Source organism: Bradyrhizobium sp. AUGA SZCCT0177 (assembly GCF_018130125.1).
Classification (GTDB): Bacteria; Pseudomonadota; Alphaproteobacteria; order Rhizobiales; family Xanthobacteraceae; genus Bradyrhizobium.
Map to the genome: position 1 here is coordinate 178,936 of NZ_JAFCMA010000008.1, position 13,558 is coordinate 192,493.

A 13,558-nucleotide genomic window follows, 5' to 3' on the forward strand; every position below is an offset into this window, starting at 1 on the left:
CGATGACAGGCTCCGCGAAGCAATCCATATCGCCACGCGAAGAGAGAATGGATTGCTTCGCCGCTTACGCTCCTCGCAATGACGGCGGAGTTCACCCTCACGCCGCAGCGAACGCAGCCCTGACTTCCTTCACTGGCGCCATCTCGCGCACATAGGTGAATGCGCCCTGGTCTTTCATTTCGCGGGCGCATTTGAGGAAGGCGGCGAGCGCAACGCGCGCCATCGCGCCGCCGACGCTGATGCGCTTGACGCCGGCGGCGGCAATCTGCGGCACGGTCAATGTCGGATCGGCAAAACCCATCACCAGGTTGAAGGGTTTTCCGACCGACGATACGACCGTGCGGATGGTGTCGATGTCGTGCACGCCAGGCGAATAGAGCACGTCAGCGCCGGCGGCTTCGAACGCCTGCAGCCGCTTGATGGTGTCGTCGAGATCATTATGGCCATACAGCAGGTTCTCGGCCCGCGCGGTCAGCGTGAACGGAAACGGTAGCGCGCGGGCCGCTTCGACCGCCGCATGCACCCGCTCGACCGCGAGCGCGAAATCGTAAATCGGCCGTCTGGGATCGCCGGTTGAATCCTCGATCGAGCCGCCGACCACGCCGGCTTCGGCCGCGCGCGCGATGGCTTTGGCGGCGGTCTTCGGGTCATCCGCGCCGCAATTCTCCAGATCGGCATTGACGGGCAGGTCGGTCGCGTCAGCAATGGCGCGGCAATTCTCGATAATGGCATCGAGGCTGACGGTGGCGCTGCCGAGCGTGTTGGCAAGCCCGAGGCTGGTGGTCGCGAGCGCCTCGAAACCCATCGCCGTAAGCAGCTTGGCAGTGCCGGCGTCCCATGGATTGGGGATGATGAAGGCGCCGGGCCGCGCGTGCAGGGCGCGGAACAGTTCGGCTTTTTCCATCTGGCTGCGCATCGGTCGTTTCCCTCAATTGGTTGCTTCGCGGTCAAACATAGGAGGCTTCCGTCCATCAGCCTAATTTGTTATTTATCTTCATATCATCAGCTTTTTGCATGGATTGGAAAATGGACAGCGACGCGCTCAGCACCTTCCTGACGGTTCACCGCCGCGGTGGAATCTCGAGCGCCGCCAAGGCGCTGCACCGTTCGCAGCCGGCGATATCCCGGCGCATCGCGCTCCTGGAGCAGGAACTCGGCATGCCCTTGTTCGAGCGGATCGCTGGACGGACGATGCTGAGCGATGCGGGGCGGGTGATGGTGCCGTACGCAGAGCGTGCGGTCGCCGCCGCGCAGGATGCGGAGAATGCGGTGCGCGCACTGGCGCGGCCGGATTCGGGACCGGTCGCACTCGCCGTGGTCGGCACGCTGGCGGGCGGCAGGCTATCGGCCATCTTGAAGCGTTTTGCGACCGAGCATCCCGGCGTTGATTTGTCCCTGCGAACCGCGACCAGTGCCGAGATCAGCGGCCTCATCCGCCGCGGCGAGGCGACGATCGGCTTGCGCTTTGATCGCGACGGTTCGCGCGATCTCGACTGCGAATTGCTGTTCGCCGAGCCGCTCCAGGTCGTTTGCGCGACCGATCACCCGCGTGCCGGCCGCCGCGTCGCAAGACTTGCCGACCTGCGCGGCGAACGATGGATCGCATTTCCCGAAGCGCCGGGACGCCGCGAGATCGCCGCGTCGCATATCCTCGCGCTATTCCAGACTCGCGGATTGGGCGACGTCGCCTGGACGCCGGTCGATAGCCTGACCGCCCAGAAGCGCCTGATCGAGGCCGGTTTCGGCATCGCGCTGCTATCGCAAATCAACGCCGCCGAGGAGCTCGAATCCTCGGCGCTTTCGACTATCCGTGTCGGTGACCTCGATGCCAGCCACGACATCGTGACAGTGACGCGCCGCGGCGGCTTTCTCAGCGCGGCCTCGCGGCGGCTCTTGGAGATTATTCGGGCGGCATACGGCGGGGTGAAAGCGTCGAAGCGATAATTCAAGCCGTCATTCCGGGATGGTCCGTTAGGACCAGACCCGAAATCTCGAGATTCCCCGATGCGCAATTGCGCATCTGAGGGGCGGTGCTTTCGCACCGCCCGGGGAATGACGCCAGCTTTACGTTCCCGCCTTCACCTGGGCGACGGCGGTCGCCATCAGCTCGTCCATCTTGGCGCGGAGTTCCTGCTCGGTGAGGGCAACGCCCTTGGCCTTGATATCGGCCATCACCTTGCGAAGCACGTCGGAATCGCCGGCTTCCTCGAAATCGGCGGCGACCACCTCCTTGGCGTAGGCAGTGGCGGCGTCGCCGGTAATTCCGAGCTTTTCTGCGACCCAGGTTCCAAGCAGCCGGTTGCGGCGCGCCTCGGCCTTGAACTTCTGATCCGCATCGAGAGCGAATTTCTTCTCGAAACCTTCTTCGCGCTTGTCGAAAGTGCTCATATTTGAGTTCCAATCCCTGCCAGATGCACGCGGGGGCCGCGTTGTGGCGGCCCCGTCGCCTACCTAGATAGAGGGGGCGAATCGGCAAAACAACGGGCCGTTAAGCCGCAGTCTACAGGTATAAGTTGGGCCCAATTGGGCCGTGTCGATTGTGCTGGATAGGCCAATCGGATAGGTTGCCAACAGGCTTGGTTCTTGTTCTGTTTCCAGATGGTTAAGATCAGGTTCCTGGCCTTCACGGCAGCTCCGTCGTGGTCGTAAACCCTTGTCATCCGGAGCACACCAAATTCATGGATTTCAACAAAACACGGTACATCCCTATGAGCCGTCGACGCCGCATTTATGAAGGCAAGGCCAAGGTCCTGTATGAAGGTCCGGAGCCGGGAACCCTGATCCAGCACTTCAAGGACGATGCGACCGCGTTCAATGCCAAGAAACACCAGGTGATCGAGGGCAAGGGTGTCCTCAACAACCGGATTTCGGAGTACCTGTTTCAGCACCTCAACGACATCGGGGTGCCGACCCATTTCATCCGCCGCCTCAACATGCGCGAGCAGCTGATTCGCGAGGTCGAGATCGTGCCGCTGGAGGTGGTGGTGCGGAACGTGGCGGCGGGATCGCTGTCGCAGCGCCTCGGCATCGAGGAAGGCACCCAGCTGCCGCGCTCGATCATCGAGTTTTATTACAAGAACGACCAGCTCAACGACCCGATGGTCTCCGAGGAGCACATCACCGCATTCGGCTGGGCGACGCCGCAGGAAATCGACGACATCATGGCGCTCGCCATCCGCGTCAACGACTTCCTGACCGGGCTGTTTCTGGGCATCGGCATCCGTCTGGTCGATTTCAAGATGGAATGCGGCCGCCTGTTCGAGAACGAAATGATGCGGATCATCGTGGCCGACGAGATCTCGCCCGACTCATGCCGGCTGTGGGACATCAAGTCGAACGAGAAGCTCGACAAGGATCGCTTCCGCAGGGATCTCGGTGGTCTCCTGGAGGCCTATACCGAGGTCGCGAAGCGTCTGGGCATCCTGATGGAGAACGAGCGTCCGGCCGGCACAGGCCCGGTGCTGGTGAAGAGCTGAGGCAATCCTGTGAAAGCACGTGTTACCGTTACCTTGAAGTCCGGCATTCTCGATCCGCAGGGCAAGGCCATCGAAGGCGCGCTGAAATCGCTCGGCGTCGACGGTGTCGCCAGCGTCCGTCAGGGCAAGGTGTTCGACATCGAACTGTCTGGCTCGGACAAGGCCAAGGCCGAGGCGGCGTTGAAAGACGCCGCCGACAAGCTGCTGGCGAACACCGTGATCGAGAATTATCGGGTCGAACTGCTCTAGGCGCCAGCAATGAAATCAGCCGTTCTTGTCTTCCCTGGCATCAATCGCGAGCGCGATATGGCGCGGGCGCTCAAACTCGCATCGGGCAATGAGGCCGCGATGGTCTGGCATGCCGAGACCGCGCTGCCCAAGGGCACCGATCTCGTGGTGGTGCCCGGCGGATTTTCCTATGGCGACTATCTGCGCTGCGGCGCCATTGCGGCGCGTGCACCTGTAATGGACGCGGTGCGGGATTTTGCGGCGGGTGGCGGCCTCGTGCTCGGCGTCTGCAACGGTTTTCAGATTCTCTGCGAAGCCGGCCTTCTGCCGGGCGTGCTGATGCGCAATTCGCGGCTGAAATTCATCTGCAAGGATGTGCACCTGCGCGTCGAACGCTCGGATACGCCATTCACGCGCGGCTACAATGCCGGCCAGGTCATCCGGGTGCCGGTGGCGCATGGCGAGGGCAATTACGAGGCCGATGAAGAGACGGTTAAACGCCTCGAAGGCGAGGGGCGGGTGCTGTACCGTTATTGCTCCGCAGATGGCGTGGTGGACGAAAGCTCCAACATCAACGGCGCCGCGCAGTCGATCGCCGGCATCGTCAGCGAGCGCGGCAATGTGCTCGGCATGATGCCGCATCCGGAAAACCACGTCGAAGACATCATGGGCTGCACCGACGGTCGCGGCCTATTCGCCGGCCTCGTGGCGCACCTGGAAAAAGCCGCGTGATTGCCGATAGCGTTTTCAAGCGAAGCGGGAACCGGTTCGCGTGAAGAAAACGCGTCACAATAAAATGACGAAGTGGCTGCTGGCGGTCATTGCGTCGCTGTCTTTCGTCACGAGCGCCCACGCGCAGGATTATCCAAAACGTCCCGTCACGATGATCGTGCCGTTCGCGGCCGGCGGCACTTCGGACGTGATCGCGCGCGTGGTTGCCGAAGAGATGGCCAAGCCACTCGGACAGCCGATCGTGATCGAGAACATCGTGGGCGCCGGCGGCTCGATCGCGCTGGCGCGGGCGGCGCGCGCTGAAGCCGATGGTTACACCATCGCGATCGGCAATGCCGGCACCAGCGCAGCGACCTATACGATCTATCCGAAACTGTCGTTCACGCCGGACTCCTTCGTGCCGATTGCGATGGTGGCGAAGACCTTCGGCATCGTCGCGTTGCGCAAGGATTTTCCGGCCAAGAATCTTCAGGAGTTTATCGCCTACGCGAAGAAAAATCCCGGCAAGATCAATCTCGGACATGCCGGCGTCGGCTCGTCGAATTTCCTGATCTGCAAGAGCTTTGCGCAGGCCGCCGGCATCGATGTCACGCTGGTCGGCTATCGTGGCGCGGCGCCCGCGCTGACGGACGCGATCGGCGGCCAGATCGACGGCGTCTGCGATGCCGCAGCCTCCGTGTCGCAGGCGATCGACGACAAGCTCGTCAAGGCAATGGTGGTTGGCTCGACGGTGCGGCTCGCGACCTTGCCGGAACTGCCGACGTCCGCGGAATCGGGTCTCCCCGAATTCGAGGCGCAGGGCTGGAACGGTCTGTTCGCCCCAAAAGGCACGGCGCCGGCGATCATCGCGAAATTGAATGCCGCGGCGAAGAGCGCGGTGGAGAGCGATGCCGTCAAGAAGCGCTTTCACGATCTCTCGACCGTTGCCCCCGATGCGGATGAGCACGCGCCGGAAGTGCTGCAGCAGCTGGTGACGCGCGACGTTGAGAAATACCGCAAGCTGCTGGAAGAGAAGAAGTAGCGCGCCACTACGACACCCATACGATAGGCGGCTTGTCGTGGACTACCGCTTCCGGAATCGCCACGGGATAACCGAGGCATAACACCGCAACCGGCGCCAGCGTGGCCGGAATTCCCAGCTCCTTCCTTACCTCTGGCGTGCTGAGCCAGAGCATCGGCGAGCCGACCCAGCACGTTCCCAATCCGCGCGCATGCGCTGACAACATCAGGTTCTGACCGGCGCGGCAACAATCTCCTACCGGTCCGGAAATGATGACGACGACCGGCGCGTCCCAGAAGATCTTGAAGCCGGGTCTTTCGATCCAGTCCCAGCCGGGTTCGTTGGGATGATGGTCTCTCGCATAGTCCATCGCGCGCGCGCCACAGGCCGCGATGCGCTCGACGCCCTGCACGACATTGAACGCCCAGGGGACCTGACCGCGAAAAGGCGGCGGCGCCTGTGCGGCATCCTCAATCACGCTTTCGATCAGCTCGGGCTCGACTGGTTTGGGATCATAGGAGCGCACCGACCGGCGCCCGTGGATCGCTGCAATGACGTCCATCTCGCTCTCCCCGGTCTCGATATTTCCGCGGAGCATACGCGAATTCTGAGGCGCAATCTGCGGGCACGGGCTTCCAGCCATTTCGCCGCGAACGTGTCCGGCTGGCCTGAAATTTGCTCCTGCATCCTCTGGCTACCCGCTGAACGCGGACTTTCCGATCGTCGGACGGAGGAATGTCATGCTCATCAAGCTTTCCCGTACCTTTGCGCTTGCGGCCGTTTTGCTGTCGTACCAACCGGCGATGGCCGAAACTGCGCTGCGCATCGCGATGACGGCGTCCGATATCCCGACCGCAACGGGAATGCCAAATAATGGCTTCGAAGGCATGCGCTTTATGGGCTATCCGATCTTTGAAGGGCTGGTGCTGTGGGATTTGACCAGAACCGACCGGTTGGCGACCCTGCGGCCCGGGCTCGCGGAGAAATGGGAGCAGGACCCAGCCGATAACAAGACGTGGATCTTCCATCTGCGCCGCGGCGTGAAATTCCACGACGGCACCGATTTCAATGCGGATGCCGTGGTCTGGAACCTTGATCGCTATTTCAACAATAGCAGCCCACAATTTGAGCCGCCAAGCTCGGCAATTTCGCGCGCCCGCGTCCCTATCATGGGAAGCTACAAGAAGGTCGATGACGACACCGTCGCCATCACCACGACCAAGCCAGCGTCGTACTTTCCCTATATGGCGGTGTACCTTCTGTTCACGTCGCCTACGTCGTTCGAGAAGGCCGGCCGGGAGTGGGCCAAGGTCGCGACGTTGCCCGCTGCAGGCACCGGTCCATTCCGCATCACCAAGGTCGTGCCACGGCAGGAAGCCAATCTCGCCCGCTGGGATAAATACTGGGACCCCAGCCGGATGGCGAAGGTCGACAACGTCGTGCTGATGCCGATCCCCGAAGCGAATTCGCGGCTGGCTGCGTTGCGCGCCGGCCAGGTCGACTGGATCGAAGTGCCGCCGCCCGATGGTCTCGCCTCACTGAAATCGGCGGGCTTCACCATCACGACCGGCTCATATCCGCATGTCTGGCCCTGGTTCTACAACATCGGCGCGACCAATAGCCCTTTCAAGGACGTCAGGGTTCGCCAGGCTCTAAACTATTGCATCGATCGTGAAGGGCTGGTGTCGCTTCTCAATGGGACCGCGGAGCCGTCGGTAGGCTGGCTCAAGGCCAGCGATCCCGATTTCGGAAGCCCGGTCAACCGCTACAAGTTCGACGCGGCCAAAGGCAAAGCCCTACTTGCCGAAGCGGGATACACACCGGCGAAACCGTTATCGTTCAAGGCGCTGATCTCGAATTCCGGTTCGGGCCAAATGTTGCCTTTGCCGATGAACGAATTCCTGCAGCAGAACCTCAAAGAAAATTGCGGGGTGAATGTGGAAGTCGGCGTGATCGAATGGCAGGTTCTGTTGACGGCGGCCCGCGCCACACCCGATCATGCAAGCCTGCAAGGGGCGATGGTGCTCAACATCAGCTCGCCATCGTCAGATGCCGGTGTCATGGCGCGTTACTTTGCGGCGGCCAATTTTTCGCCGAACGGATTCAATTTTGAGCAATGGAAGGACGATGATTTCGAGGATGCGCTCAAGACGATTTCCGAGGCGATTGATCCGAAAGCCATCTCGGCCGCCTATCGCAAGGCGCACGAACGCATCGTCGATAATCCTCCCTGGCTTTTCATCGTCCACGATCTTAACCCGCGTGCGATGAGCCCGAAGGTCAAGGGTTTCGTCTCGCCGCAGTCGTGGTTCGTCGATCTCACCCTGGTCAATTTGCAGTAGAGAAGCGTCCGGATTCATTGCCCGCGCCAACGTGCCGAGCGCAGCCTTCTACCGGCCGCGCAACCGGTCGATCCACTTGCCATAGCGATCGCCGGGAATGGTCATCGCGGCGACGCCGGCCATGACCAGTACCAGTCCAAGCGCCAGATTCGCCGGCACGGATTCGCCGAGCAGCAGCACCGAGAGACCGACGCCGATCGGTATGCGCAGATAACCTTGCGCGTTGGTGGTGAGCGTGCCGAGCCGGCTCAGGCACATATAAAACAGCATCAGCCCGAACGCGCTCGAGAAGATGCCCATCGCGACGGTGGCCGCCAGGGCTTCCGCCGTCGGCTGCAAGGTCCAGGGGTGATCGACGATCAGCGATGCCGGCAGCAGCACGAAGCCGCCGAACAGCAGTGAGCCCGCCGCCACCACCATCGGATCGTAGTCGGTCAGCCGCAGCCCGAAGATGGTGGCGCAGGCAAAGGAGAGGGTGGCGACAAGGATGACGATTTCGGCGAACACGTCCTTGCTGAGACCGCCGAGCGCGTCGAGCCCGATGATCGCGGCCGTTCCGGCGAGGCCCAATATGGCGCCAACCAGCTTCAACAGCGTCGCCGGCTCGTGCCGCGTGATGCCCCAGGTGATCAGGAAGGCAAAAATAGGCGTCGTCGAGGCCAGCACCACGGCGCTGGATGCCGGCACATATTGTTGCGCCCAGGTGATCATCAAAAACGGGATGGTCGAGTTGATGCTCTGCTGGAAGGCGAACAGCTTCCAGGCCTTGGCATCGATCGGGAGACGCAATCCGCGCGCGTACAGGATGACGAGAAGGAATGCGGCCGCGATCAGCGAACGGGCCGAGATGAAGGTGATCGGCGGGATCGAGCCGAGGCCGATCTTGGTCAGCGGATAGGTCGAACTCCAGCAGCACGCCAGCGCCAGCAGCAAGGCATAATCGCGCCAGCTGTGCTTCCCCGGGGGAATGCTAGGTGGCAACGGCGCCTGCGTCCGTCCGCGGCTTCCGCTTCACCCGCTTGATGGTGCCGGAAAAGGTGAACAGCGACCGCTCGCCCGATTTCAGCACCCCGCGCAGGAATATCAGGGAGCCGCCGGCGCGGGTGATCTCACCCTCGCATTCGACCAGTTCGCCTTCGTGTGCCGCATCGAGGAACTCGCAGCCAAATGCGACCGTCACGCCCGACCCCTGCAGCACCGGCGAGGCCAGGGCGAACAGGCAGTAATCCGCAAAGGTCATGAAGCAGCCGCCATGGACGTTGCGCTGGTCGTTGAGGTGTTTTTTCTCGACGCGGAAGGCGCAGCGGACCCGGCCGTCTTCCTCCACCCGGTGCCAGAACGGCCCGCTATTGGTCTCGAAATTGTCACGGGTCCAGGTGCGCCAGCCGGCGAATTCGCCCTCGGTTTCAACGTACAGGTCGGGACGTTTGACGAAGGGGGTCGTGGAGAGGTCATTCACGAAATGGGGCCTTCCTTTGCAGGTTTAAGCCCTTAAATCCGATCCAGGCGTGATGTGCAAACGCCGATCCCGGCTGGCCTGCCGTAAAGCTCTGGACAGGGCGGAAATGCGTCCTAAAAGGCCTTTTCGCAGCCCCCCGATCTTCCTATTAAGGGACCCATGAACGAGCCCCAGATCACCCCCGAACTCGTCGCCAGCCATGGTCTCAAGCCGGACGAGTATGAGCGCATCCTCAAGCTGATCGGCCGGGTGCCGAGTTTCACCGAACTCGGGATTTTTTCCGCGATGTGGAACGAGCACTGCTCGTACAAATCCTCGCGCATCCATCTGCGCGGACTGCCGACCAAGGCGCCCTGGGTGATCCAGGGCCCCGGCGAGAACGCCGGGGTGATCGACATCGGTGACGGCCAGGCGGTCGTGTTCAAGATGGAGAGCCACAACCACCCGAGCTATATCGAGCCCTATCAGGGCGCGACCACCGGTGTCGGCGGCATTTTGCGTGACGTGTTCACGATGGGCGCGCGCCCGATTGCGTGCCTCAATGCGCTCTCCTTTGGCGCGCCGGAGCATCCCAAAACCCGCCATCTGGTGTCGGGCGTGGTCGCCGGCGTCGGCGGTTACGGCAATTCGTTCGGCGTGCCGACGGTTGGCGGGCAGGTGCGTTTCCACACCCGCTATGACGGCAACATTCTGGTCAACGCGATGGCCGTCGGCCTCGCCGACACCGACAAGATCTTCTACGCGGCGGCCTCCGGCGTGAACATGCCGATCGTCTATTTGGGATCCAAGACCGGCCGCGACGGCATTCACGGCGCGTCGATGGCATCGGCCGAATTCGATGATGATTCCGCCGAGAAGCGCCCGACCGTGCAGGTCGGCGATCCCTTCGCGGAAAAGCTCCTGCTGGAAGCCTGCCTCGAGATCATGGAAGCCGATTGCGTGATCGCGATCCAGGACATGGGCGCGGCCGGGCTGACCTGTTCGGCTGTCGAGATGGGCGCCAAGGGCGATCTCGGCGTCGATCTCAATCTCGACGCGGTGCCGACGCGCGAAACCGGCATGAGCGCCTATGAGATGATGCTCTCGGAAAGCCAGGAGCGCATGCTCATGGTGCTGAAGCCCGAGAAGGAACAAGAGGCCGAGGCGATCTTCCGCAAGTGGGGGCTCGATTTTGCCGTCGTCGGCTACACCACGCCGAGCAAACGCTTCGTGGTGAAGCATGGCGGTGACGTCATGGCCGATTTGCCGATCAAGGAATTGGGAGACGAGGCGCCGCTGTACGACCGGCCGCATGTCGCATCCGCATTGTTGCCGGTGGTGCGCGCGCAGGACGTCAAGCCGCCGATCGGCATTTCGGCCGCGCTGGAAAAGCTGGTAGCGACGCCCGAGCTGTGCTCGCGGCGCTGGGTCTGGGAGCAGTACGACCACGTCATCCTCGGCAATACGGTGCAGCGCCCGGGTGGCGACGCCGCCGTCGTGCGGGTGGAGGACGGACCAAAGGGGCTTGCGCTCACGGTCGACGTAACGCCGCGTTATTGCGAGGCTGATCCGTTCGAAGGCGGCAAGCAGGCGGTGGCCGAGGCCTGGCGCAACATCACGGCGGTCGGCGGACGGCCGCTCGCGATCACCGACAATCTGAATTTTGGCAATCCGGAACGGCCCGAGATCATGGGTCAGTTCGTCGGCTGCCTGAAGGGTATTGCGGAAGCCTGTCGTTCGCTCGACTTCCCCGTCGTGTCCGGCAACGTCTCGCTCTACAACGAGACCAACGGCCGCGGCATTCTGCCGACGCCCTCGATCGGTGGCGTTGGGCTGCTCGACGATTTCACCAAGTCCGCGACGCTCGCCTTCAAGGCGGCAGGCGAGGCGATCCTCTTGATCGGTGACACGCAGGGCTGGCTCGGACAGTCCGTCTATCTGCGCGATGTCTGTGGCCGCGAAGAGGGCGCGCCGCCGCCGGTGGACCTCGCCGCCGAAAAGCGCAATGGCGACGTGGTGCGCGGCATGATCCACGCCGGCACCGCAACCGCGGTGCATGATGTTTCCGACGGCGGACTCCTGATCGCGCTCGCGGAGATGGCGATTGCGAGTGGCATCGGCGCGCAATTGCTGGCGGCACCGGCCTCGATCGTGCCGCACGGCTACTGGTTCGGCGAAGACCAGGCACGCTACATCGTGACGGTGCCGGCGGCCGATGCCGGACTGGTGCTGGCGAAGATGAAGGGCGCCGGGGTGCCCTGCGCGCGGATCGGCACCACCGGTGGTGATGCAATTGCGGTGGCCGGTGAAGCACCGGTCGCGGTAACGTCGCTCAATACGGCGTTCGAAAGCTGGCTCCCGGCCTATATGAGCGGCAAGGCGTCCTGATCTTACGGGCTACTGGCCCTCACAGCACCCGCTTCGCACCCGGAATCTGCCGTAGCGCGCGCGTCAGCGCCCAGCTGAACGCGACCGTCAATACGAAGCCGATGGGGGCTTTCACGGTCGCAGGCATATTGAAATCGAAGAGCCAATACTGCAGCCACAGCGCGATCGGATAGTGCACCAAAAACATGCCGTAGGCGTCGCCCTGCATCGGATCGAGGACGCTCTTGCCGGAGTGGGCGAACCGCAGGAAATAGGCCAGGATCAGGAACAGGATGGCCACACTGAAGACGGTGAAGCAGACAGCATAGGCCCCTTCATACCAGTCGGGTAGGTCTGCTGGATTCCCCAGGTTTTCGCGCTTGATGGAGATCAGCACCCACATGAGGTAATACGGAACGATCGCTAGGATCATCCAATCCCAGCTGACCTTCGCCATCCGGCCGTCAGCCGCGAGCAGCCCGCGATCCATCATCGCAACGCCGATGCCGGCGCCGAAAAAGAAGTAGGTTGCGTAGAGCATCACGCGCCCGTGCTGGACGGAAAACGGTCCGAACTCGAACCAGCTGCCTGCTCCGTAGTAAATCCGCCCGGGAATGTAGAACGCAGCGGTGACGGCAAGCATGACCGCGAAGAACACCGCGGGCCGACGGCGACCGTGCAGCGAGAGGCGATTGATCGGATCGAGAAGGTTGGGTGACAGCCGATACAGCAGGCAAGCAACCAGGTCGAAGCCGAGCAAGACCCAAAGGAACCAGATCGGTCCGCTCGGCCAGGGTCCGACGGTGACGGTTTTCCACCAGAATGAAGCGAAGCTGACCTCGGGATGCTGACGCAGGGAAATGGCGTAATAGGCGATCGGAATGACGGTCAGCGCGCAGATCGCGAATGGCAGGGCAAGCCGAAACAGGCGATCCTGCAAATAATTCAGCGGTCCCTTTCGCGCAATGCCGGACCATGCGAACAAGCCAGACAGGAAAAAGAACATCGCCATGAAGAAACTGTCGGTGGCGAGCACGATCATGTCGAAGCCGAAGAATGACTTCGGGTCGGTGTGACCGTAGTAAGTATACGGGATGACGGCGTGGTGCAGCAGCACCACCAGCGTCAGGAAGGTGCGGGCGCGATCAAGCGAAAGGTTTCGCGTTTTGGTTTTTGGCACCGCTTGGGCGTCGGCGTGTCCCGCGGCGGTAATCGATGTCATGCGCGCCTCCCCAGCCAGGCTATTTGTCCGGAATGTTGCAGCCGGGAACCCGATCAGCAAGGCCAATCATCAAACCCCGCAGCGAGGCATCGTCGTTCACTCGATGAGAATGTCGCGAGCTCGCGGCTGAACAGGATCTGGAATTTCGTTACGCGGCAAAAAGCGCCAAGTGCGGCTTCGCGCCAGATGATCCAGCCTCCGCGCCTTGGCCGGCGGATCAGGCCCTCAGACGACTTCCTCGATCTTGACCTTGTCCGGATAGAACGCCAGATGGCCGGCGATCTCTGCCATCGCCGGGAACGGCGTCTCATAGGTCCAGATCGAGTTCTCCAGTGTCTTGCCGTCGGCGTTGATGCTGAAATAATTCGCGTCCCCCTTATAGGGACAATGCGTGGTCCGCTCGGTGCGGGCCAACAGCGCCATATTGACGTCGCTGCGCGGCACATATTGCACCGCCGGATAGCGCGCCTCCTTGAGAGTGAGGGCCTGGGTGGTGTCGGCGATGACCACGCCGCCGGCCGAAACCCGGACGCGCTTGGGATTGGCCGCAATCGTGATCGGATGGTCGGGACCGGGAAGTTTCATGCTTCTTTGCCTCTTTTTGGGTCAGCCGGATGTGACCGGACGCCTCAACCTGAATGGTTTAAAAGGTTTGAACCCGGGATATAGTGCCGGGCAGGATGACCTAGAAGGGCGTACGCGCTAGGTTTGGCCGTCACGGTCGCGAGAGCTGGCCGTGATTCGCAACATCTG

General features: G+C 62.3%; 14 protein-coding genes. 7 read left to right on the plus strand and 7 right to left on the minus strand.

Features of this window, described 5'->3' with window-relative positions:
- Positions 1 to 97: 97 nt before the first annotated feature.
- The gene (locus JQ597_RS12050; RefSeq protein WP_212264375.1) at positions 98 to 916 is read right to left on the minus strand and encodes an isocitrate lyase/PEP mutase family protein; all 819 of its coding nucleotides are present in this window, start codon (positions 914 to 916) and stop codon (positions 98 to 100) included.
- Positions 917 to 1,026: 110 nt separating this feature from the next.
- Between JQ597_RS12050 and JQ597_RS12055 the strand changes: the two genes are divergently transcribed.
- On the plus strand, positions 1,027 to 1,944 hold the full coding sequence (locus tag JQ597_RS12055; RefSeq protein WP_212264376.1) for a LysR family transcriptional regulator: 918 nt from the start codon (positions 1,027 to 1,029) through the stop codon (positions 1,942 to 1,944).
- 120 nt (positions 1,945 to 2,064) lie between these two features.
- Here JQ597_RS12055 and JQ597_RS12060 read toward each other — a convergent pair whose 3' ends face one another.
- Complete coding sequence (locus JQ597_RS12060; RefSeq protein WP_212264377.1) at positions 2,065 to 2,388, minus strand: DUF1476 domain-containing protein; 324 nt, start codon at positions 2,386 to 2,388, stop codon at positions 2,065 to 2,067.
- A gap of 320 nt (positions 2,389 to 2,708) precedes the next feature.
- Here JQ597_RS12060 and purC point away from each other — a divergent pair, with 320 nt between their 5' ends.
- The 4 genes from purC (at position 2,709) to JQ597_RS12080 (ending at position 5,457) form a co-directional block, all read left to right on the plus strand.
- Positions 2,709 to 3,476, plus strand: a complete 768-nt coding sequence (purC, locus tag JQ597_RS12065) for a phosphoribosylaminoimidazolesuccinocarboxamide synthase (protein ID WP_171708996.1) — start codon at positions 2,709 to 2,711, stop codon at positions 3,474 to 3,476.
- A gap of 9 nt (positions 3,477 to 3,485) precedes the next feature.
- Entirely contained in the window at positions 3,486 to 3,725 is a 240-nt protein-coding gene (gene purS / locus JQ597_RS12070) for a phosphoribosylformylglycinamidine synthase subunit PurS (RefSeq protein ID WP_028349990.1), read from the plus strand.
- Between the two features lie 9 nt (positions 3,726 to 3,734).
- Positions 3,735 to 4,436: a phosphoribosylformylglycinamidine synthase subunit PurQ gene (purQ, locus tag JQ597_RS12075; RefSeq protein ID WP_212264378.1), complete on the plus strand. Its 702-nt coding sequence runs from the start codon at positions 3,735 to 3,737 to the stop codon at positions 4,434 to 4,436.
- Positions 4,437 to 4,500: 64 nt separating this feature from the next.
- Entirely contained in the window at positions 4,501 to 5,457 is a 957-nt protein-coding gene (locus JQ597_RS12080; protein WP_212264440.1) for a tripartite tricarboxylate transporter substrate-binding protein, read from the plus strand.
- Between the two features lie 7 nt (positions 5,458 to 5,464).
- On the opposite strand, the gene JQ597_RS12085 is transcribed toward JQ597_RS12080, so the two are convergent.
- A complete protein-coding gene (locus tag JQ597_RS12085; RefSeq protein WP_212264379.1) occupies positions 5,465 to 5,998 on the minus strand; it encodes a nitroreductase family protein in 534 nt (177 codons plus the stop codon).
- 178 nt (positions 5,999 to 6,176) lie between these two features.
- On the opposite strand from JQ597_RS12085, the gene JQ597_RS12090 reads away from it, so the two are divergent.
- Positions 6,177 to 7,778, plus strand: a complete 1,602-nt coding sequence (locus JQ597_RS12090; RefSeq protein ID WP_212264380.1) for an ABC transporter substrate-binding protein — start codon at positions 6,177 to 6,179, stop codon at positions 7,776 to 7,778.
- Positions 7,779 to 7,826: 48 nt separating this feature from the next.
- Here JQ597_RS12090 and JQ597_RS12095 read toward each other — a convergent pair whose 3' ends face one another.
- Positions 7,827 to 8,759 carry a DMT family transporter gene (locus JQ597_RS12095; protein WP_212264381.1) on the minus strand — a complete coding sequence of 311 codons (933 nt, stop codon included), beginning with the start codon at positions 8,757 to 8,759 and terminating at the stop codon, positions 7,827 to 7,829.
- Complete coding sequence (locus tag JQ597_RS12100; RefSeq protein ID WP_212264382.1) at positions 8,749 to 9,237, minus strand: PaaI family thioesterase; 489 nt, start codon at positions 9,235 to 9,237, stop codon at positions 8,749 to 8,751. The genes JQ597_RS12095 and JQ597_RS12100 overlap by 11 nt, the downstream gene beginning before the upstream one ends.
- A gap of 159 nt (positions 9,238 to 9,396) precedes the next feature.
- Here JQ597_RS12100 and purL point away from each other — a divergent pair, with 159 nt between their 5' ends.
- Entirely contained in the window at positions 9,397 to 11,604 is a 2,208-nt protein-coding gene (purL, locus tag JQ597_RS12105; RefSeq protein ID WP_212264383.1) for a phosphoribosylformylglycinamidine synthase subunit PurL, read from the plus strand.
- Positions 11,605 to 11,623: 19 nt separating this feature from the next.
- Here the strand turns inward: purL and JQ597_RS12110 are convergent, their stop codons facing one another.
- A complete protein-coding gene (locus tag JQ597_RS12110; protein ID WP_212264441.1) occupies positions 11,624 to 12,805 on the minus strand; it encodes an acyltransferase family protein in 1,182 nt (393 codons plus the stop codon).
- A 225-nt stretch (positions 12,806 to 13,030) separates the two neighbouring features.
- Positions 13,031 to 13,390: a DUF427 domain-containing protein gene (locus tag JQ597_RS12115; RefSeq protein WP_212264384.1), complete on the minus strand. Its 360-nt coding sequence runs from the start codon at positions 13,388 to 13,390 to the stop codon at positions 13,031 to 13,033.
- Between the last annotated feature and the right edge of the window lie 168 nt (positions 13,391 to 13,558).